Origin of the sequence: Nocardioides sp. NPDC127514, assembly GCF_040302125.1 — a bacterium.
In the GTDB taxonomy this organism is placed as follows: Bacteria; Actinomycetota; Actinomycetes; order Propionibacteriales; family Nocardioidaceae; genus Nocardioides.
Map to the genome: position 1 here is coordinate 67203 of NZ_JBEORF010000019.1, position 20023 is coordinate 87225.

23 protein-coding genes are annotated in these 20023 nt (G+C 68.5%); 9 read left to right on the forward strand and 14 right to left on the reverse strand.

What is annotated here, in order from left to right; all coding sequences use genetic code 11:
• Positions 1-46 precede the first annotated feature (46 nt).
• Positions 47-346, forward strand: coding sequence for a WhiB family transcriptional regulator (locus ABTX24_RS16405; protein WP_045547698.1), 300 nt, complete (start codon positions 47-49; stop codon positions 344-346).
• Here the strand turns inward: ABTX24_RS16405 and ABTX24_RS16410 are convergent.
• Positions 343-1230, reverse strand: coding sequence for a sigma-70 family RNA polymerase sigma factor (locus ABTX24_RS16410; RefSeq protein ID WP_350840965.1), 888 nt, complete (start codon positions 1228-1230; stop codon positions 343-345). The two genes, ABTX24_RS16405 and ABTX24_RS16410, sit on opposite strands and share 4 nt — an antisense overlap.
• Before the next feature lie 147 nt (positions 1231-1377).
• On the opposite strand from ABTX24_RS16410, the gene ABTX24_RS16415 reads away from it, so the two are divergent.
• Positions 1378-1842, forward strand: a complete 465-nt coding sequence (locus ABTX24_RS16415; protein ID WP_350840967.1) for a carboxymuconolactone decarboxylase family protein — start codon at positions 1378-1380, stop codon at positions 1840-1842.
• An 18-nt stretch (positions 1843-1860) separates the two neighbouring features.
• Here the strand turns inward: ABTX24_RS16415 and pgm are convergent, their stop codons facing one another.
• A complete protein-coding gene (gene pgm, locus ABTX24_RS16420) occupies positions 1861-3510 on the reverse strand; it encodes a phosphoglucomutase (alpha-D-glucose-1,6-bisphosphate-dependent) (RefSeq protein ID WP_350840969.1) in 1650 nt (549 codons plus the stop codon).
• Between the two features lie 38 nt (positions 3511-3548).
• On the opposite strand from pgm, the gene ABTX24_RS16425 reads away from it, so the two are divergent.
• Complete coding sequence (locus ABTX24_RS16425; RefSeq protein ID WP_350840971.1) at positions 3549-4340, forward strand: crotonase/enoyl-CoA hydratase family protein; 792 nt, start codon at positions 3549-3551, stop codon at positions 4338-4340.
• Here ABTX24_RS16425 and ABTX24_RS16430 read toward each other — a convergent pair.
• The 3 genes from ABTX24_RS16430 to ABTX24_RS16440 form a co-directional block, all read right to left on the reverse strand.
• A complete protein-coding gene (locus tag ABTX24_RS16430) occupies positions 4322-5143 on the reverse strand; it encodes a hypothetical protein (RefSeq protein WP_350840972.1) in 822 nt (273 codons plus the stop codon). The two genes, ABTX24_RS16425 and ABTX24_RS16430, sit on opposite strands and share 19 nt — an antisense overlap.
• A gap of 80 nt (positions 5144-5223) precedes the next feature.
• A complete protein-coding gene (locus ABTX24_RS16435; RefSeq protein ID WP_350840974.1) occupies positions 5224-6165 on the reverse strand; it encodes an oxidoreductase in 942 nt (313 codons plus the stop codon).
• A 67-nt stretch (positions 6166-6232) separates the two neighbouring features.
• On the reverse strand, positions 6233-6841 hold the full coding sequence (locus ABTX24_RS16440; protein ID WP_350840976.1) for a LysE/ArgO family amino acid transporter: 609 nt from the start codon (positions 6839-6841) through the stop codon (positions 6233-6235).
• Between the two features lie 74 nt (positions 6842-6915).
• Here ABTX24_RS16440 and ABTX24_RS16445 point away from each other — a divergent pair, with 74 nt between their 5' ends.
• A complete protein-coding gene (locus ABTX24_RS16445) occupies positions 6916-7818 on the forward strand; it encodes a LysR family transcriptional regulator ArgP (protein ID WP_350840978.1) in 903 nt (300 codons plus the stop codon).
• Between the two features lie 5 nt (positions 7819-7823).
• Here the strand turns inward: ABTX24_RS16445 and ABTX24_RS16450 are convergent, their stop codons facing one another.
• Entirely contained in the window at positions 7824-8189 is a 366-nt protein-coding gene (locus ABTX24_RS16450; RefSeq protein WP_160026571.1) for a hypothetical protein, read from the reverse strand.
• 90 nt (positions 8190-8279) lie between these two features.
• Positions 8280-9500, reverse strand: a complete 1221-nt coding sequence (locus ABTX24_RS16455) for an MFS transporter (RefSeq protein WP_350840980.1) — start codon at positions 9498-9500, stop codon at positions 8280-8282.
• An 82-nt stretch (positions 9501-9582) separates the two neighbouring features.
• Between ABTX24_RS16455 and ABTX24_RS16460 the strand changes: the two genes are divergently transcribed.
• Entirely contained in the window at positions 9583-10458 is an 876-nt protein-coding gene (locus ABTX24_RS16460) for a LysR family transcriptional regulator (protein WP_350840982.1), read from the forward strand.
• Between the two features lie 65 nt (positions 10459-10523).
• On the opposite strand, the gene ABTX24_RS16465 is transcribed toward ABTX24_RS16460, so the two are convergent.
• Together ABTX24_RS16465 and ABTX24_RS16470 are read right to left on the reverse strand one after the other, a co-directional pair.
• On the reverse strand, positions 10524-12377 hold the full coding sequence (locus ABTX24_RS16465; protein ID WP_160026574.1) for an acyl-CoA dehydrogenase: 1854 nt from the start codon (positions 12375-12377) through the stop codon (positions 10524-10526).
• Between the two features lie 116 nt (positions 12378-12493).
• Complete coding sequence (locus ABTX24_RS16470; RefSeq protein ID WP_350840984.1) at positions 12494-13738, reverse strand: MFS transporter; 1245 nt, start codon at positions 13736-13738, stop codon at positions 12494-12496.
• Between the two features lie 72 nt (positions 13739-13810).
• On the opposite strand from ABTX24_RS16470, the gene ABTX24_RS16475 reads away from it, so the two are divergent.
• Positions 13811-14263 carry a nuclear transport factor 2 family protein gene (locus ABTX24_RS16475; RefSeq protein ID WP_350840986.1) on the forward strand — a complete coding sequence of 151 codons (453 nt, stop codon included), beginning with the start codon at positions 13811-13813 and terminating at the stop codon, positions 14261-14263.
• Positions 14264-14344: 81 nt separating this feature from the next.
• Here the strand turns inward: ABTX24_RS16475 and ABTX24_RS16480 are convergent, their stop codons facing one another.
• The 5 genes from ABTX24_RS16480 to ABTX24_RS16500 all read right to left on the reverse strand — a co-directional run bounded on the left by ABTX24_RS16480 (position 14345) and on the right by ABTX24_RS16500 (position 18425).
• A complete protein-coding gene (locus ABTX24_RS16480; protein ID WP_350840988.1) occupies positions 14345-14977 on the reverse strand; it encodes a DUF2461 domain-containing protein in 633 nt (210 codons plus the stop codon).
• Positions 14978-15006: 29 nt separating this feature from the next.
• Positions 15007-15477 carry a hypothetical protein gene (locus ABTX24_RS16485; protein WP_350840990.1) on the reverse strand — a complete coding sequence of 157 codons (471 nt, stop codon included), beginning with the start codon at positions 15475-15477 and terminating at the stop codon, positions 15007-15009.
• 46 nt (positions 15478-15523) lie between these two features.
• Positions 15524-16900, reverse strand: coding sequence for a class-II fumarase/aspartase family protein (locus tag ABTX24_RS16490; protein WP_350840992.1), 1377 nt, complete (start codon positions 16898-16900; stop codon positions 15524-15526).
• Between the two features lie 551 nt (positions 16901-17451).
• Positions 17452-17580, reverse strand: a complete 129-nt coding sequence (locus ABTX24_RS16495) for a hypothetical protein (RefSeq protein ID WP_350840993.1) — start codon at positions 17578-17580, stop codon at positions 17452-17454.
• Between the two features lie 206 nt (positions 17581-17786).
• Positions 17787-18425 (reverse strand): hypothetical protein, encoded by a 639-nt coding sequence (locus ABTX24_RS16500; RefSeq protein ID WP_350840995.1) that lies wholly within the window; start codon positions 18423-18425, stop codon positions 17787-17789.
• 36 nt (positions 18426-18461) lie between these two features.
• Between ABTX24_RS16500 and ABTX24_RS16505 the strand changes: the two genes are divergently transcribed.
• The 3 genes from ABTX24_RS16505 to ABTX24_RS16515 all read left to right on the forward strand — a co-directional run bounded on the left by ABTX24_RS16505 (position 18462) and on the right by ABTX24_RS16515 (position 19997).
• Positions 18462-18854: a hypothetical protein gene (locus ABTX24_RS16505; RefSeq protein ID WP_350840997.1), complete on the forward strand. Its 393-nt coding sequence runs from the start codon at positions 18462-18464 to the stop codon at positions 18852-18854.
• A 115-nt stretch (positions 18855-18969) separates the two neighbouring features.
• Positions 18970-19806 carry a phosphoribosylaminoimidazolesuccinocarboxamide synthase gene (locus ABTX24_RS16510; protein WP_350840999.1) on the forward strand — a complete coding sequence of 279 codons (837 nt, stop codon included), beginning with the start codon at positions 18970-18972 and terminating at the stop codon, positions 19804-19806.
• Positions 19806-19997 carry a hypothetical protein gene (locus ABTX24_RS16515; RefSeq protein WP_350841001.1) on the forward strand — a complete coding sequence of 64 codons (192 nt, stop codon included), beginning with the start codon at positions 19806-19808 and terminating at the stop codon, positions 19995-19997. Before ABTX24_RS16510 ends, ABTX24_RS16515 begins: the two co-directional genes overlap by 1 nt.
• Positions 19998-20023: the final 26 nt, after the last annotated feature.

Genomic DNA, 20023 nt, shown 5'->3' on the forward strand with positions numbered 1-20023 from the left:
GATTCTCAGTGAGGGATCCTCAGGGGCGATCTAAGGTAGTTTCCCGATGTGCGGGCCTACCTCAGGCGCAGATTCTCGAGGGGTGCCCTTGGAGATCATCCCGCCTTTGTACGCCGCCGGCCTTCCGTGCCACGGAGACGACTCTGCGTTGTGGTTCTCAGAGTCCCCCGCCGCCCTCGAGGTGGCCAAAGATCGCTGCCTCGACTGCCCGGTGATGCGTGAGTGCCTCTCCGGTGCTCTGGCCCGCTCCGAACCCTGGGGCGTCTGGGGCGGCGAGATCGTCGAACGCGGCCAGGTGGTCACCCACAAGCGTGGCCGCGGCCGACCCCGCCGCCAGGCCGCTTAGGCCTGGCCGTGCGCTGACTCCAGCCCCAGGCTCGCGGCGAGCTTCGCGACCTGGGCGGGGGCGGCGTACGCCTCGATCTCGGTGATCCGACCGGCGACCACCGTGAAGGCCATGACGCTGTAGAGCTTGCCGCGGAAGGTGATCGCGACGCCGGCGGCGCCGTTGACGAGGGCGGAGTGGGTGACGCGGTCGGCGTGGGCGTACATGACGGCGTTGCCCGCCACCTTGGCCGCGCCGCGGTAGGTGGTGATCCCGGAGCCGAGATCGGCGTGCAGGACGACGTCGGGGTGGAGCGCACCGATCAGACGGTCCAGGTCGCCGTCCTGGGCGGCCGCGAAGAAGGCGTCGACGACCTCGCGCTGCGCGGCGACATCGCGGTCGGGCGTACGCCCTCTGACCCGTCGGCGCGCACGGCTCGCGAGCTGGCGGGTCGAGTCGGACGAGCGGTCGAGCATCGTCGCGATCTCGTCGAAGGGCACGGCGAAGAGATCATGGAGCACGAAGGCCAGCCGCTCGTCCGGGGAGAGCTGGTCGAGCACGACGAGGAGGGCGATGCTGACCGAGTCGGCGAGCATCGCGCGCTCGGCGGGGTCTTGGGTGCTGGCGTCGTCGAGCACGACCGTGGGTTCCGGCAGCCGGTCCTCGAGAGGCAGTTCTCCGCGGGTCTTGCGTGAGCGGAGCATGTTGAGCGAGACGCGGGCCACCACGGTCGTCAGCCAGGCGCCGATGTTGTCGATCTCGTCGGCGTCGCTCCGGCTCAGCCGGAGCCAGGCGTCCTGGACGGCGTCCTCGGCCTCGGACGTCGATCCGAGCATCCGGTAGGCCACCCCGAACAGGTGCCGCCGCTCCTCCTCGAAGCGCTCGGCCAGCCACTCCTGCTGCATCGTCGGTCCTCTCGATCCTCGGCCCGTTACAGTCCAGGCCCCTATGGGCCCGACCCGCGAAGCAGACCAGATGTGACCGCTTCGATGAAAGAAGTTTTTCTTTCATCGGTCCGTCACATCGTTGTGCCGGGGCGGGTCGGGGATGGCATGAGCAACCGAATGAAGAACCCCGCAGAAGTCATCCCGCAGGCATTCAAGGGCATCGGCAACCTCCTGGCCGCCGTGGCCGAGGGCGGCCTTCCCGAGACCACGACCGAGCTCGTCGCGATCCGGGTGAGCCAGCTCAACGGCTGCGCCGCCTGCCTCCAGGGTCATGCCGTACGTCTCGCCGAGGTCGGCCTGCCGATCGAGAAGATCGTCGGCCTGGCCGCCTTCCGTGAGTCGCCCTTCTTCGACGAGGCCGAGAAGGCGGCCCTCGCCCTGGCCGACGCCGTCACCCGCCTCGCCGACTCCGAGGACGCCGTGCCGGACGAGCTCTGGCGCGAGGTCACCAAGCACTACGACGAGAAGCAGACCGCCGCCCTGGTCCTCTGCATCGCCACCCACAACCTCTTCAACCGGGTCAACGTGACGGTGCGTGAGGACGCCGAGCACCCGTTCTGGATGCGCTGAGTCTCTGGGCGCCGGAGGTCAGGCCAGGGCGGCGGAGACGACCGCCTTGGCCGCCTCCTGGACCTCCGCCAGGTGGTCAGGCCCCCGGAACGACTCGGCGTAGATCTTGTAGACGTCCTCTGTCCCCGACGGCCGAGCCGCGAACCAGGCCGACTCGGTGGTCACCTTCAGGCCGCCGATGGCCGCCCGGTTGCCGGGCGCCTCGGTGAGCTTGGCGGTGATCTCCTCGCCGGCCAGGCTCGTCGCGGTCACGGCGTCGGGGGAGAGGCCGGCGAGCTTCGCCTTCTCCTCGCGCGAGGCGGGGGCGTCGATCCGGGCGTACGCCGGCTCGCCGTGCTCCGCGACTAGCTCCGCGTAACGCTGGGACGGCGACTTCCCGGTGCGCGCCAGGATCTCCGAGGCGAGCAGGGCGAGGATGATGCCGTCCTTGTCGGTCGTCCACACGGTGCCGTCGAAGCGCAGGAACGAGGCGCCCGCCGACTCCTCGCCACCGAAGCCGAACGAGCCGTCGATCAGCCCCGGCACGAACCACTTGAACCCGACCGGCACCTCGACCAGCGGCTTGTTCAACGACGAAGCGACCCGGTCGATCATCGACGACGAGACCAGGGTCTTGCCGATGCGCGCGGTCGCCGGCCAGTCGGGACGCGCGCCGCCGAAGAGGTGGTCGATCGCGACCGCGAGGAAGTGGTTGGGGTTCATCAGCCCGGCGTCCCGGGTGACGATCCCGTGCCGGTCGGAGTCGGCGTCGTTGCCGGTGGCGATGTCGAACTCCGGGGTGCTCTCCACGAAGCGCACCAGCTCGGCCATCGCGCTGGGGGAGGAGCAGTCCATCCGGATCTTGCCGTCCCAGTCCAGCGGCATGAAGCGCCAGGTCGGGTCGACCAGCTCGTTGACCACGTTGAGGTCGATCTTGTGGCGCTCGGCGATCTCGGCCCAGTAGGCGACCGATGCCCCGCCCAGCGGGTCGGCGGCGATCCGCACCCCAGCATCGCGGATGGCGGCCAGGTCGACCACGTGGGGCAGGTCATCGACGTAGGAGCCCAGGAAGTCGTACGCCTCGGCCTTCCGTCGCGCGGCCGCGAACGGCACCCGCTTGACGCCGGAGAGCCCGGCGCGGATCAGCTCGTTGGCGCGGGCGGCGATCACCTTGGTGGCGTCGGAGTCCGCGGGACCGCCGTGGGGCGGGTTGTACTTGAAGCCGCCGTCGGAGGGCGGGTTGTGGGACGGGGTCACCACGATCCCGTCGGCGAGGCCCGCACCCGACACGCGACCGGCGTTGGCGCGGAGGATCGCGTGCGAGACCGCCGGCGTCGGCGTGTAGCCGTCGCGGTCGTCCACCAGGACGCGTACGTCATTGGCGACCAGCACCTCCAGCGCGCTCGCCCACGCGGGCTCGGAGAGGCCGTGGGTGTCGCGTCCGATGAACAGCGGCCCGTCGAAGCCCTGCGAGGTCCGGTAGTCGACGATCGCCTGGGTCGTGGCCAGGATGTGCGTCTCGTTGAAGGCTGACTTGAGCGAGGACCCGCGATGGCCCGAGGTGCCGAAGACGACCTGCTGGGCCGGATCGTCCGGATCGGGCTGCAGGTTGTAGTAGGAGGCGACCAGGTGAGGTACGTCGACCAGGTCGGCGGGCGTAGCGAGCGTTCCAGCGCGTGGGTCAACCATGTGCCCCATCATGCCTACTGCCCCGTAATGTTCTCCCCATGCCCCTCGTCACCACCGAAATCAACGACGGCATCGCCCAGGTGCGTCTCAACCGCCCGGACAAGCTCAACGCGCTGACCCTCGAGCTGCTCCAGGAGCTGGTCGACACCGCCAAGGTGCTCGGCAAGAACCACGACCTGCGCGCCGTGGTCATCGCCGGTGAGGGGGACGCGTTCACCGCCGGTCTCGACTTCGCCTCGGTCCTGCGTGACCCGAAGAAGATCGTCGGCGCCTTCCTACCCAGGCCCTTCCGTGGGACCAACCTCTTCCAGGAGTCGGTGTGGGCCTGGCGCCGGCTGCCGGTTCCGGTGATCGCGGCCGTCCACGGTCACTGCCTCGGTGGCGGCGTACAGATCGCGCTCGGCGCCGACTTCCGCATCGCCGAGCCCGACTCGCAGTGGTCGGTCCTCGAGGGCAAGTGGGGCATCATCCCCGACATGACCGGCATCCGGTCGCTCTCCGAGGTCGTCGGCATCGACACCGCCAAGAAGCTCACCATGACCGCCGAGCAGTTCTCCGGCGAGCGCGCCTACGAGCTGGGCCTGGTCACCGAGCTCTCCGCCGACCCGGTCGCCACCGCGACCGCCTTCGCCCGCAAGCTCTCCGAGCGTTCCCCCGACCAGCTCGCCGCCGCCAAGCGCCTCTTCAACGACACCTGGTACGCCCCCATCAAGCGCACCTTCTCCCGCGAGCGCATCGAGCAGCTCCGCCTCCTCTTCGGCGAGAACACCAAGATCGCCCGCGAGGCCGCCTTCAAGCGCGAGAAGCCGACCTACAAGCCCCGCCGCTGACCCGGTTCAGCCGAGTCCGCACCTGTGGCGGCCGAGTCCTCAGTTGTGGCGGCCGAATCTGTAGTTGTGGGTGACGAGAGTCGAGTTTCGTCGCCCGTTTCTGCGGTTTCGGCCGCCACTTCTGCAGTTTCGGCGAGGGCGGCTTGCTCGGCGTGCTTGCGGCGGCGCTTGATCTCGCCTTGGGCCAGGACGAAGGCGAGGATGACCGGCCAGACGTACTTGAGGTGGTTCGCGACCCACGTGACCCATTCCGGGACCTGTACGTCCGGCAGGTCCGGCCACGGGATCGATGGCCACGGGATGCTGGGGAGGTCGGGGAGCGGCAGGTCGGGGAGCTCCGGCAGGTTCGGGAGCGGGAGGTCGATGTCGGGGAGCGAGACCCGGGCGAGGATCCACGCGAGGACCATCGCGGCGACGATGCCGCCGATCACGCCCGCGGCACCGCCGAGGGTCTCGATGAGCGCATAGCGCTTGGGGTGGTCGATCACCCGCTGTTCGTACGCAGCGGCCCGCGACCCAGGTTCCGGGGTGAGGTCGACGCCGCCGATGCCGGCCATCCCGGCCAGGTCCTCGCCGGGCGCGAAGTAGGTCGCGCGGCGCGGCGTACCGAGCCCGGAGTGGATCACGAGCAGGCTCCCGTGCGCCTTGCTCTCCAGTCGGGCCCGATCGTCGGCGCTCTTCCGGGTGAGGGCCTCCTCACCGTCGACGGTCCACACGAACGTACGGATGATCTCCCCGGTCACCTCGAGATGGTGGGTGTGCCCGGAGATCGTCCGCGACCATATCTGGACCTTCTTGCTCACCCTGGTGAATCTAGGATCCGCGGCGCCTTCGGGACATCGGCCGGAGGTAGCGACCGGGGTCAGACTTTGGTCTGGGCCGGTCAGGGATAGGCGATGCCGGTGGTCTGCTCGGAGAGCTCCCACAGCGCCCTCGCCGCCTCGGGATCGCGTGCGAGGCGTGTCGCGGTGACCGGCTTCGGCACGCCGCGAGCCTCGAAGGCGTCGCTGGGTCCGATGTACGTCCCGGGCTCCAGCCCCGGTTGGGTCGCCGCCATCAGAGCAGGCCAGGCGCCTGCCTGCGGCGTCTGAGCCATGGCGTGGACAGCGGCTTCGCTGATGCTCGCGATCGGGGCGATCAGCCTCTTGGACGTGCCGTTCGCCATGAGGCGCGTGGACGCGAGCCCGGGGTGGGCGGCGTACGCGGCGATCGGCAGTCCCGCCTTCTCCAGGCGCCGCTGGAGCTCGAAGGTGAAGAGCAGATTGGCAAGCTTCGACTGGGCGTAGACGCCCCACGGCGAATAGCGGCCGACCTGCACGGTCGGGAACCCGAGCGGCGCCTTGCGGGCCAGCTTGTGCATCACGCTCGACATGGTGACGATCCGCCCCTCGCCGCTCTCGGCCAGCGGCTCGAGCAGCAGCCCGGTCAGCAGGAACGGCCCGAAGTGGTTGGTCGCCATCTGCAGGTCGAGGTCGTCCACCGTCCGCGTCTGGGGCGTCGCCATGACCCCGGCGTTGTTGACCAGCAGGTGCAGCGGCCCGCCGCCGTCGAAGGTCGCCGCCGCGATCGCCTCGGCCCCGGCCCGCACCGCCTGGAGCGAGGAGAGATCGAGTGCGACCCGGTCGAGGCTGGCACCCGGAACCTCCTCGGTCAGCGCCTCCGCGGCCGCGTCGAGCTTCTCCCAGGACCGCCCCGCCAGGATCACCCGTGCCCCCGCAGCCGCGAGGCCGCGCGCGACGAAGTAGCCGATCCCGCCCAGCGTCGGTCCGGTCACCACGGCGTTCTTGCCGGTCAGGTCAGGAATATCGGAGGTCGTCCACGGCATGCGGCCACACTAGGCGGCTGGTCAACACATTGGACGGATTTGAAAGTCTGCCGCCCGGTCAGTCCGGTCAGCCCAGTCCACCCAGCGCGAGCCCGCCCGCGATCGCGAGCATCATGCACCCGATGAGACTGTCGAGCACCTGCCAGGCACGTCGGCTGGCGAGCAGCGGCGCGAGCAGCCGAGCGCCGTAGCCGAGACCGGCGAACCAGATGATGCTGGCCACGCACCCGCCCACCGCGAATCCCCATCGCGCCGAGCCGTACGTCGCCGCGATCGACCCGTGGAGCACCAGGGTGTCGATGTAGACATGCGGGTTGAGCCAGGTGAAGGCGGCCGCCTTGGCGATCACGCGGGGGAGCGTCTCGCGGGGCGCGTCGGCAGCATCCAGTCCCGAGGGTCGCAGCGCCCGCCGGAACGATCCGATGCCGTACCAGCCGAGGAAGACCACCCCGAACCAGCGCAGCACCTCCACCGCCCACCCGGCACTCTCGACGACCGCCCCCATGCCGGCGACCCCGGCACAGATGAGCAGGAGGTCGGAGACCGCGCACACGGCCACCACGGCGAACACGTGCGAGCGCAGGATGCCCTGCCGCAGGACGTACGCGTTCTGGGACCCGATGGCGATGATGAGGCTGAGCCCGGTGAGGAGCCCGGCGAGGCTGGCGTTGATCACACCAGCGACGCTAAGCCGCCACGCACCTACAGACCAGCGAAAGAATCTTACCGAAGATAAGCCACACTTAAGGTATGCCCGCCCTCGACCCGACCCAGCTCGAGACCCTCGTCGTGATCGCCGAGGAAGGCACCTTCGACGCCGCGGCGAGACGCCTCAACATCACCCCGAGCGCCGTCAGCCAGCGGATCCGGGCGCTCGAGCGCGCGGCCGGACAGGTGCTGGTGCGGCGTACGACTCCTTGCACCCCCACCGAGGCCGGCGAGCCCCTGATCAGGCACGGCCGGCAGCTCCGCCTGCTGCTCGGCGAGGCAGCCGCCACTCTGAGCGCTGACACGACCAGCGACGCCACCGTCGTCGACCTCTCCGTCGTGGTCAACGCGGACACCCTCGCGACCTGGTTCCGTCCGGTGCTCGACGAGGTGGCGACCTGGGACCGGACGGCGCTGCGGATCACCGTCGAGGACCAGGGCTACTCGGCCGACGCGCTGCGCCGCGGCGAGGTCCTCGCCGCGGTCACCAGCGAGCCGAGGCCGGTCCAGGGCTGCACCGTCGAACCACTGGGAAGGCTCCGCTACACCCCGGGCGCCACCCCGGCGCTCATCGAGCGCCACCGCAAGGGCAGAGGCATCGACTGGGGCGCGATCCCGATGATCGTCTACAACGAGAAGGACCACCTCCAGGACGAGGTGCTGGCTGCGCATAGCGCGACCCGGCCACCGGTCGTCCACCGGGTCCCGAGCAGCCACGACTTCCACGAGGCGATCCGGCGCGGCCTGGGCTGGGGGATGCTCCTCGACGCCCAGGCCGAGGCCGACGTCGAGTCAGGCGTGACGGTCCCGCTCCCGGGCGCGAAGCCGATCGACATCCAGCTCTTCTGGCAGCGCTGGCGCCTCGACTCGATCGCCCTCGAGGACCTGAGCGAGGCGGTACGCCGCGCCGCCCGCTCCGGGCTACGCCCGACGCGCCGCCGCTGAACGGGTCAGGCCCGGCGGCCGGGGTAGCCGGCACCGAAGTGCTGGCCCTGAGGGGCGTTGCCGGGCATGGGCTGGCCGGCCGGCGGGTAGTGCCCCTGCGGGGGCGCCTGAGGGCCAGGAGGGTAGGGCCCCTGGGGGCCACCGCCGTAGGGGCCGGGGTCGTACTGGCGGTGCTCGACGGCGGTGGTGTGCTGAGACCGGTTCACCGACAGCAGCACGCCGATCACGATCGCGAGGCCGCCGGTGACGACGAAGATCCAGCCCAACGGCTCGCTGGCGATCGCGTTGGCGACCTCGTCGGGCAGATCCACGGCGCTGGTGAGCAGGACGAGTCCGAGGACCAGCAGGATGATTCCTAGGCCGATGGTCATGGCAGAACTCCAGAGGTTGGGGGCAGGCGCGCCACGCTACCCAGCCGGTTCAGGCCCCCATACCGTCCCCCGCATCACCGCCTCCGGCGTTCAAGAAGTCCGCCGCGCCCCCGACACCCCACGCGCCGCGACCCCGAGCAGCACGAGCAGGAGCGCACCGAAGGCGAGCATCGCCGGCTCGGTCGGGACGAACTGCACCAGGATCCCCAGCAGCACCACCGGCACCGTGATCCCGAGATAGGCCATCAGGAAGAGCCCGGCGAGCGCCTCGCCTCGGCTGTTCGCCGGCGCCACCGAGATCACGGTGGCGACCGCCGCCTTGAACGACATCCCCGACCCGGCCCCGGTGACGACCGCCCCGACGACAAGCATCCAGAACGTGCCGGACAGCAGGGCGCCGACGACCAGGAGCAGCCCGGCGGTGAGCGCGACCAGCCCGACGACGTACAGCCGACGGCGCGGCCAACGTCCGGCCAGCACCTGGAAGAGCGCCGCGGCCCCGAAGATGGAGAACCCGACCGCGCCGGCGACGGCGTGGGAGCGCATGCCCAGATCCTCGGCGAGGAACGACGGCACCAGCGAGGTGAAGAAGCCGAACATCGCGAACGCCACGAAGCTCGCCATCCCGGCGGCGAAGTAGGCGCCGCGCGCGTCGGCGGGCACCCGCACCCGCTGCGGCCGGTAGGTCCACCCCGGCTGGTCGGTGTCGACCGTCTCCGGCGCGGCCACGACCGCGAGCAGCCCGAGCACCATGAGGAACGCGAAGACCGCGTACGGCGTGTAGAGCGGTCGTGGCGCCCACTCGGCCAGCGCGCCGGCGAACAGCGGGCCCAGCCCCAGTCCGCCGATGTTGGCCGCGGTCGCGACCACCTCGGCCCGGGTCGGCGGAGCCTCCGGCCGGGCGGACCGGTGCAGCTCGGCGAGGTGAGCCGTCGCGGTCGCCGTCAGCATCCCGACGCCCAGTCCGGACAGCAGCCGCGCCAGCAGCAGCCAGCCCAGCTCATGGGTCGAGAGGAAGATCAGGGCGGAGAGCACGTTGAGCAGCACCGCCGGCGCCACCACCCGCCGCCGCCCGAACCGGTCGGAGAGGTGGCCGGCGAGGAAGAGCGAGATCGCCACCCCCGCGCCGTACGTCGCGAACACCACCGTGATCACGAACGAGCTCCAGCCCTGCTCCTCGACGTAGAAGACGTAGAGCGGCGCCGGCGCGGCCGCGAAGGCCATCGTCACCGCGAACAGGAACGCCACCGACCAGAACCCACGAGCGTGGTGGTTCCGATGGGTCAAGAGCGCTGCCTGGGTCGTCGTCATGACTCCATGCTGGTCGATGTTCACGATCATCTCCAACGAATCTTCTCGAAGGAAAGCATCACGATCTGCGATAGTGATGCTCATGCAGCCCCACCAGCTGGAGTACTTCATCGCCGTGGCCGAGACCGGCAGCTTCACCGCCGGGGCGGACCGGGTCGGTGTCGTGCAGTCCGCGGTCTCCGCCGCCGTCAAGCAGCTCGAGCGCGGGTTGGGAGCGCCGCTGATCGAGCGCGGCTACCACCGTCTCGCGCTCACCGCCGAGGGTGAGGCGCTGCTCCCGCGCGCCCGTGAGGTGCTCGCCGGCATCGGGGCTGCTCGTGAGGCGGTCGCGGGCGCCGGCGGCCAGGTGGTCGGCACCGTTCTCTTCGGCATGCTCTCCTACACCGGCCGGTGGGACATCGCCGAGGTCCTGCAAGGCTTCGCCGCCCGCCACCCCGGCATCACCGTACGTATGCGTCAAACCATCTCCGGGAGCGCTACGAACGAGGCAGACGTACGCTCCGGGGCCCTGGACCTCGCCCTGGTCTCCACGGCTGCGGCCTCGCTGCCCGGGCTGACCCTGACCCGCATCCACAGCGACGAGCTGGTCTTCGTCTGCGCGCCCGGCCACCGCCTGGCACGGGCCGGTGCGGTGTCCGCCGCCGACCTCGCCGAGGAGACCTGGATCGACTTCCCGACGGGGTGGGGCAACCGTACGGTCGTGGACGCGGCGTTCGCCTCCGTCGGCGTCTCGCGGACGGTCCGCACCGAGGTCACCAGCTTCGGGCTCGCTCGCAACCTCGTCTGCCGCGGTCTGGGCGTCTCGGTCGTGCCCCGCGCGTCGATCGAGGGCGACCCCGCCGTCGTCGCCGTCCCGATCGGCCTGGAGTGGTCCTTCCAGCTCGCTGTCCCGAGCAACCGACGGATCTCCGCGGCCGCCGCACGGCTCGCCGAGGCGGTCACCGCCTCCGCGATATGAGCAGCAGATGACGAAGCGGCCCGCCCGGAGAACCGGGCGGGCCGCAGCGTACGTGCAGATCAGACTCAGAACGCGGACTCAGGAAGGTCCATGATCGAGTTGTCGATCGCCTCGGCGATCGCCCGCTCAGCGGTCAGCTTGGGCAGGTTGTAGGAGGCGAAGAACTTCGCGGCGGCGACCTTGCCGGTGTAGAAGTCCTTGTCCTTGCCCGGGTCACCCGCGAGGGCGGCGAGGGCGATCTCGGCCTGGCGCAGCAGCAGCCACGCGACCACGACGTCGCCGACGGCGAGCAGCAGGCGCGAGGTGTTCTGGGCGACCTTGTAGATGTTGGTGATCTCCTCCTGGGAGGCCATCAGGTCGTTGAACATGTGCCCGACGATCGCGTTGACGTCCTCGAGCGCGGTCGCGAGCAGGGCACGCGACTCCTTGAGCTCCGCGGAGCCCTCGTTGTCGAGGAAGGCCTGGATCTCGCCGGCGATCTGGCCGAGCGCGGCACCCTGGTTCTTCACGATCTTGCGGAAGAAGAAGTCCTGGCCCTGGATCGCGGTGGTGCCCTCGTAGATCGAGTCGATCTTGGCGTCGCGGACGTACTGCTCGATCGGGTACTCCTGGAGGAAGCCCGACCCACCGAAGGTCTGCAGCGACTCGGTGCCGAGCAGCACCCAGGCGCGCTCGGAGCCGTAGCCCTTGACGATCGGCAGCAGCAGGTCGTTGACCGCGGCGGCCAGCTTGTTCTCGTCGGAGCCGTCCTCGGTGAGGACGACCTTCTCCTGCCACGAGGTCGTGTAGTAGACCAGAGCGCGCATGCCCTCGGCGAACGACTTCTGCACCAGCAGCGAACGGCGTACGTCGGGGTGGTGGGTGATCGTGACGCGCGGGTCCGTCTTCGCGGCGGCGACGAGGTCGGCGCCCTGGACGCGGGTCTTGGCGTACTCGAGAGCGTTCAGGTAGCCGGTCGAGAGGGTCGCGATCGCCTTGGTGCCGACCATCATCCGAGCGTTCTCGATGACGTCGAACATCTGGCGGATGCCGTCGTGGACCTCGCCGAGCAGCCAGCCCTTGGCGGGCTCGCCGCCGCCGACCTGCGGGTCGCCGAAGGTGAGCTCGCAGGTGTTGGACACCTTGATGCCCATCTTGTGCTCGACGTTGGTGACGTACGCACCGTTGCGCTCGCCGGTGAGCTCACCGGTCTCGTGGTCGAAGTGGTACTTCGGCACGAGGAAGAGGGAGAGACCCTTGGTGCCCGGGCCGCCGATGCCCTCGACGCCCTTCGGGCGGGCGAGGACGAGGTGCATGATGTTCTCCTGCAGGTCCGACTCGGCGCTGGTGATGAAGCGCTTGACGCCGGTGATGTTCCAGGAGCCGTCCTCGTTGGGCGTGGCGAAGGTCTTGCCGGCGCCGACGTCGGAGCCCGCGTCGGGCTCGGTCAGCACCATCGTGGAGCCCCACAGCCGCTCGACCATGATCTTGGCGATCTGCTTGTCGCGGTCGTTGCCGTTCTCGTAGACGACCTTCGAGAAGAACGGGCCGGCGGCGTACATCCAGATCGCCGGGTTGGCCCCGAGCAGCATCTCGGCGGTCGCCCAGACGAGCGAGTTCGGGGCCACCTGGCCGCCGATCTCCTCGGGAGTGTGCAGGCTCCAGAAGCCCGACTCCATCCACGCGTCGTACGACTTCTTGAACGCGGCCGGGACCGGCGCGGTGTTCGTCTTGGGGTCGAAGACCGGCGGGTTGCGGTCGGCCTCGACGAACGACTCGGCGAGATCCTCGCGCGAGAGACGCTCGACCTCGGCGAGGATCTCCTTCGCGGTGTCGACGTCCAGGTCCGCGAAGGGACCGGTGCCGAGAACCTTGTCGGTGCCGAAGACCTCGAACAGGTTGAACTCGATGTCGCGGAGATTGCTCTTGTAGTGGCTCACTGATCCACCTTCATAACCTTTGTCGGATTTACCAGTTGCGGGAGCGCCGGTCGGCACGCACTACTGGCGGGTAACATTAAGAATAGGCTCGCCCTGAAGGGGTGGCAAGCCCGGGGCTACTCACAGGTAGGGGTCTTCGTCACAACCCGACGCCACGGGAGCAGCCCGGAGGAGAGCAGAAGTACGCCTCCGGCCACCGCGATCGCGGTCCTAGGGCTCGTCGCCGCGGCCAGTGCGCCGGCCGCCAGGACGCCCACGGGCTGGGCGACCTTCATGGTGATCGACCACGCCGCCTGTACCCGCGACATGTGGTCGTCGGCGGTCTCGCGCATGCGGTAGGTGGCGAAGGTCGGGTTGAAGACCCCGGCGCAGAGGATCAGCCCGAAGTTGGCCGCGGTGAACCACACGAAGCCGACCGGGCCGCTCGGGGTGAAGGCGATCGGGATGGTCCAGAGGGTGCGCGCGACCCCGGATCCGAGCAGCACCGCCCGCTCGCCGAGCCGGTTCGTGAGGCGAGGTGCGCACGTCGCGCCGAGGATGCCACCGAGGCAGGGGAGACCCATGGCGACGCCGTACATCCAGGGCTCCATACCGAGCACCCGCAGCGTCAGCGCGGTCTGCAGCGGGCTGGTCGCGATCACGCAGGAGCCGAAGAGGGCGGCGTTCAGGAAGAGCGCGCGCAGGTCGCGCCGGGTGAGGATGTAGCGCCAGCCGGCGGTCACCTCGGGCAGCCAGTGCTGCGGCTTCCTCGTCGGAGGCTGCGGTTCCGGCGTACGGATCGAGCGGATGCCGAGCGCGGAGAGCAGGTATGTCACCGCGTCGACGAGCACGGTCAGCGTCGGCCCGAACGCCGAGACGAGCGCGCCGCCGACCGGCGGGCCCGCGGTGAAAGTCGTCCAGAAGGTCGTCTCCAGCCGGCTGGTGGCGACCAGCCTGGCCTCCGGGGTGACCAGGGCCTTCAGGTGAGCGCCGGAGGCCGCGGTGAAGGCGAGCTCGCAGGTCGCGGCGAGGACGCCGACGACGCACAGGTGCGCGTAGGTGAGCAGGTCGAAGACGCCTGCCGCGGGGATGCTGAGCATCGCTGCGAACCGGATCAGGTCGGCGCCGATCATCGTCGGCCGCTTGTACCGGTACTCGATCCACGGTCCCAGCCGGATCCCCGCCGCCGCGGCCGCGAACCCGGACAACGCCGCCAGCAGCGACACCTGGAACGTCGAGGAGTCGAGCACCAGCACCGCGACCAGCGGCAGGGCGCCGTAGGCGATGGTCGACCCGGCCTGGCTCGTCGCCGTCGCCAGCCAGAGCCGATCGAAGTCCCGCCCCGGTGTCGCGGTCCCGCGAGCGGTCTCCGAGACGGTCACCCGGCGACCCTATCCGGGCGGTACTCGGCGATCATGTAGAACACGTTCCAGTTTCGGCGTACGATCTGCCGCATGATCTCCTCCGACGCCATCACCTGGAACGCCCCCGACGACGAACACCCCGCACGTACGGCCGGGCAACGCTCCTACGCCGCCGTCGCCAAGGGCGACCTCGACGAGTGGCTGACGATCTACGCCGAGGACTGCGTGCTCGAGGACCCCGTCGGCCCGTCGATGTTCGACCCCGAGGGCAAGGGTCACCACGGTCACGAGGGACTCAAGGCCTTCTGGGAGAAGGCCATCGCCTCGGTCCACAAGTTCGAGTTCGAGATCAACGACTCCTTCGCCAACCCCGCCGGCAACACCTGCGCCAACATCGGCAAGATCAAGACCTCGTTCCCCGACGGCAGCTACACCACCACCGAGCTGATCATGGTCTACACCGTCAACGACGAGGGCCGCATCAAGTCCATGAAGGCGTTCTGGGAGCCCGAGCGCACGATGGCGAGCTTCACCTCCGCCTGAGCGCCGGATAGTCCGAGACGTTCCGGCCCATCTACCGGCGGGTAATGGGCTGGAACGTCTCGGACTATCTCATCAGGCGCGTTACGCCACCGCGTGCTCGGCGATCCACTCGACGAGGGGGCGGGTGGCTCGCCAGTCCTTCTTGACCTCGTCGACGAGGGCTGCGGTGTGGATGATCGGCTCGAAGCCGATGGTGCGGCCGAGGTGGATCGACTTGTGGCGGAGGAGCTCGATCTTGGGGTGGTCCTTGTCGAACCCGCGCGGGGCGGTCTTGAGACGGTCGCCGGTGACCTCGTAGCCCTTCTTCTCCGCGACGGCGAGGCGCTTCTCCAGGTCAGTGCCGTAGTGGTCGTGGACGATGGCATCGCGGAAGGCAGCGAGCCGGGGTGGCTCGAACCAGTAGCAGCCGCCACCGGTGCGGATGCCGCGGGGCGAGACCTCGACGTAGTAGCCGGTCTGCGGCGCGACGGCGACGAAGGCTCCCTGGTGGGTCTTGTAGGGGAGCTTGTCCTTCGAGAAACGTACGTCGCGGTAGGGCCGGAAGATCTTGGCGCTGCCGAACTCCTCGGCGAGCTCGTCGGTGAGCGCCTTCATCGGCGCGTGGACCGACTCCTTGTAGATGTGCTTGTGGGCTTCCCAGAACGACTTGGTGTTGTCGACCTCGAGGTCGTCGTAGAAGTCGAGTGCTGCCACGGGAAATCCTTCGAAAGTCACCCAGCAAGTCTAGGGGCGGGTGGTGGCCTTCAGTCGTGGCGGACCATCCAGGCACCCGTGGAGTCGTCGAGTACGACCCGAACGGTCGGGTCGGCGCGGCCGTCGGCCGCAAATGTGCACCGTGACCTGGAGCAGTAATGGCGTAGAAGGTGCACGTCCTCCGCCGTTCGAACCTCCAGATGCAACGAGTAGGTCGTGCTCTCGTCGGTGTGGTCGTCGTAGCCGACCACCATCGCGGTCTGCGTGGTTCCGTCATAAAGGAGCCGCCGAGCGACGTCGGCGCGCGCGGGCGCATCCCACATGTTCATGGTGAGCCCCGCCATAAGGAGCGCTCCGGGAACGATGAGGAGCATCCACAGCCATCCCCATGGACTGGTCTCCAGGGCAGTCAGGACACCCAGAGGGATCAGGGCAAGCGCCGTCAGTCCGGTGGGTACGGCGAGGATCCGCTGGAGTCGGCCGCCTCGGCCGGTCTCCCACTCGACTTCATGAAGGTTCACCAACCAGCCCCATCCGTGACGACAGCCCAGCGACCTCCGCCTCCGGTCAGATGGCGGGAATCTGGATGGTATCGGCGACCCGGCGGGCGTGCTCGGCCATCGAGCGGGCGATGTTGGCGGACTCGCCGAGGTGGCGGCAGGGGTCGAGCAGGTCGGCGATCTCGGCGCGGGTGAAGTGCTCGGAGACCTCGGGCGACTCCGCGAGGAGCGAGGCGAAGTCGATGTCGTCGACGGCCGAACGCTGGGCCAGCTCGAAGACGACGTCGTGGGCGACCTGGCGACCGATGCGTTCGCCGAGCTCGAGCATCAGCGACTCGGAGCCGATCAGGCCGCCGGAGAGAGCCAGGTTGGCGCGCATCCGGTCCTCGTCGAAGGTCAGGCCGGTGAAGATGACCACGAGCCGGGCGAGTACGTCACCGGCCAGGCGAGACGCCTGCGCGACCGCGTCCTCGAGGATGCCGGTCATCGCGCCGTTGGCCTCGTGGTCGTGGAGCATCGACTCCATCGCCGGGGCGACGAGCCCGCGCAGCTGGGTGGCGGCCGTGATCACGTCCAAGGTCAGCTGCGGGTTGCGCTTGTGGGGCATCGTCGAGGAGCCGATGGTGCCCTCGGGTATCGGCTCGAAGGCCTCGCCGAACTCGGGCTGCATCATCGAGTAGACGTCCTTGCCGATCTTGCCGGCGGTGCCACCGAGCATCCCCAGGATCGAGACCCACTCGACCATGCCGTCGTTGATCGCACGCGAGGGGACCGGCATCGAGCCCATGTCGAGCCGGGAGGCCGTCTCGGTCTCGATGGCGCGGGCATGCGAGCCGAAGGAGGCCATGGTGCCGGCCGCGCCGCCCATGAGCAGCCGGAAGACGCGGTCCTCGACCGAGCGGAGCCGGTCGACATGGGAGGCGATCTCGTCGATCCAGATGGCGACCTTGAAGCCGAAGGTGATCGGGACCGCGTGCTGGGAGTGCGTACGCCCCGGCATCGGCACCTCGGCGCCCGCCTCGGCGACCTTCGACAGCGAGCGCAGCAGGTCGCCGAGCAGGTCGAGGATCTTGTCGTGCGCCTGGCGCATCAGGATAAGGTCAGCGGTCTGGGTGATGTTCTGTGTGGTGGCGCCCCAGTGGACCCAGCCACCGTGCTTCGCGCCGACGACCCGGCACAGCTCCTCGACCAGCGGCGTCAGCGGGTGGCTGTGCTCCGCGGTGGCCCTCTCGATCCGGTCCAGGTCGAGCTTGTCCAGATCGGCGGCCTCGGCGATCGCCTCGCCGGCCTCTGCGGGGATCACCTTCACGGCCGCCTCGGCCTCGGCCAGCGCCGCTTCGACGTCGAGTCGTGCCTGAAGGCGCGCCTCGTAGGTGAAGAGATCTCCGATGCCGTGGTCGGGGACTCGTCCGTCGGTGAATCGGTTGCTCGAGCCCGCGGGCATGTCGAGTGATCCTTTACGCGTCGTTCACACAATGATTGGAAAACAGAAACCCAATCTTAATGGACGCAAGCCGCAAACACCCGCGATCGTGTGCTGCATCACTTGGATCGTGCAAGTGAACTGAAACAGGCCGTGCCACACGGCACGGCCCGAATCTATGGAGCGGACGACGAGATTCGAACTCGCGACATCAACCTTGGGAATCAGATTACCTCTCCCCACACCCGCTTGCTCGCGCTTACGTGGACCGGGGTTTGGTGCTGGCTCTTCATGGCAATGATGGGCCTCGTCGAGGGTACCGGGGGCATCGTGGGGGCACGTGCGGGTGTCCGTATCGCGGGGGCGGAGCGTTCCTCATTCCGGCACTTGGCCCCCTTGGCGGGGGTCTGGGGGCTTGCCCCCACGCTGCCCAACGTCCTTGAGCTTAGAAGCGTCGCGGGGAGTGTCCCCTCCGCCAGCAGGGTCCCTCCTCCCTCGTCATCAGCCGACTCCCTAGATCCCTGGTCGACTGGACGGCGCGGGCATCAGTGCTCCGGCTCGGGGCTGGCCGGTCAGCGTTTGGGCCGTCCTCGACGTTGGCTGGATCGCAGGATCCGTGTGCTGATGGCAATGGTCGTGAGGATCGCCATCGAGGCGAAGACGACGGCGGAGGGATCGATGCTCGCCGTGATGTGGTCCATGGCGAGGAAGGCTAGCGGTCCGGCGCGCTGATGTGATCGGTTTGGCGGGTCTTCGCCGTGTGCCTGCTGGTGATGAGCGTCTTGGTCTTCGGACTGGGGCGCTCTTCTTCATTTGCGCGGCACGTAGGGGGACCGGCCGCCAGGCCGCACGCCCCCGGAGGCCGCGCTCGCGGCCGGAGGCCGCCTTGAGTCAGTAGAGAAAGTTCTCACGGGACAGAGGGGCCGGAGCCATGTGTCGGAGGGTCTGGCGGGCTGGCGGGCTGGCGCTGCTCATACCTGTCGATGATGGTCTCGAGGATCTGTTCGACCTGCTGTTCGTCGTACGTGTGCGGATCGGATTGGCCAGCATCTGCATCGATCTGCGTGGCGAGCAAGGTTGCGGCAATGCCTAGAACGGCGCAGATGGCGGTCGTGGCGGCGTTCGCGGTGGCCGGCCGCGACTCGATCCAGTCGGCAATCCGAGTCATTACCGGGGTTCCCTGCGTGCGTAATTCGGCTGCAACCGCAAGTGGGTCGAGCTCACCCGAGCGCAGTCGCTCGGCGAGGGCGAGAAGTAGCGCGTTCGCGAACTCGGGGGAGTTGGCCACGATCTTCCGGGCGCCGTCGTCGGCTCGGGCTAGGACCGGCCGACCGATGCCACGACAGTGCTCACACGGCCCGATCTTTAGATTGATCTCCGTCTGTGAGGTTGCTGCAGTTGCCACTGCAGACTCGCCGCGATACTTGAAGGGGAGGCCGCAGTCGTCACAGATCGCCCAATAGATTCGTCCGGAACGCCCCGCGGCGACCGTGAACGTCTCCCGAGTCGCGTTGTCGTCTCGGCCAAGGGTGAAGATCTTGAACATGGGCCTCCACTCCCAAACACCGCTCGCCTCGAACGCTTGACGATCGATCACGGCGAGTCGTTGCCTCCGGCCGACATGAACGATCCTCGGCACAACCTCCACTGCAGACTTGGCGCAAATTGGGCATATGAACTCGGCCGGGGTGAGTGGGACCTCATCCTCAGCAGTAACTTCCGCAACGTGGAGCGGGATCGACGTCACCTCGCCGCACTCAGGGCATTGAATGTCGAACGGCGGTTCATCCGGCAACTGATCAACGTCGAACGGCGGTTGATCCGGCAGCAGAGTCGCCGCACTGTTCTGGGCTCGCAGTTGCTTACGGCGTTTGGCCGCTCGCCGTTCTCGGTTGTTGATCCCCATGCGCCGCGTCACCCTTGTCTCGGCCGGATGGGAAGATTCGAGCAGCACGTCAAGTCATCGTCCAAGTGATTCTCTAGCCCGATGCTCCAAATTGGGGATAGGTCGCCAGGCTCGGTTGGCAGTGGGTTCTGATAGGCGGATGCGGCGGTGATCCGTAGGTCGCCGGTGTGCTAGAACAGACGCCGTGGAACTGATTCGGAAGGGCAAGGTTCGCGAGGTCTACGCGGACGGAGACGATGTAATCCTGGTGGCGTCGGACAGGGTCTCCGTGTATGACGTGGTGCTGCCGACGCCGATTCCGGACAAGGGAGCGATCCTCACGCAACTCTCGTTGTGGTGGTTCCGGCAGTTCGCGGATCTGGTGCCGAATCACGTCATCAGCGAGGACGTTCCGGCTGAGTGGGCGGGTCGAGCGATCCGATGCCGCCGCCTGGACATCCTCCCGGTCGAGTGCATTGCGAGGGGCTACCTCGCCGGACTCGGCCTGGAGAGCTACAAGGAGTCCGGCACCATCTCGGGCGTTGGACTGCCCGCTGGCCTGGTCGAGGCCGACAAGTTGCCGTCTCCCGTCTTCACCCCGTCGACCAAGGCGGAGCAGGGCGAGCATGATGAGTTCATGACCGTAGCGGCGGTTCGCGACCTGGTCGGCGCAGAGACTGCTCAGCAGCTCGAAGACCTCACGCTCAAGATCTACGGACGCGGCGCTGAGATTGCCCGCGAGCGTGGGGTGATCATTGCTGACACAAAGTTCGAGTTCGGCCGGGATGCTGACGGTGTACTCACACTCGGCGATGAGGTGCTTACGCCGGACTCGTCGCGGTTCTGGAAGGTCTCCGAGTACAACCCGGGTCGTTCACAGTGGTCCTACGACAAGCAGTTCGTACGCGACTGGTCGTCTTCGCTCACCGACTGGGACCGTACGGATCCCGGCCCCGAGGTCCCTGCCGAGGTCGTCGCCGAGACGCACGCTCGGTACGTCGAGATCTACGAGCAAATCACCGGTGAGAAGTGGAGTTCCTGATGTCTGATCAAGCCAACGAGTCCCCCGAGGTCTTCGACCCCCGCGAGATGCAGGCCGTCCACCGACGGATCCTCGCTGCCAAGGATCGAGGCGAAGAACCTACGCCTGAGGATCTCGCTTACGCCGCGCGCGTCAACGCTTCGCCGTACTCGAAGTTCGACCGCGCATGGCGCTCTGACGACGACGAATAAGGATTCCGGCAACGCCTGCGCCCTGG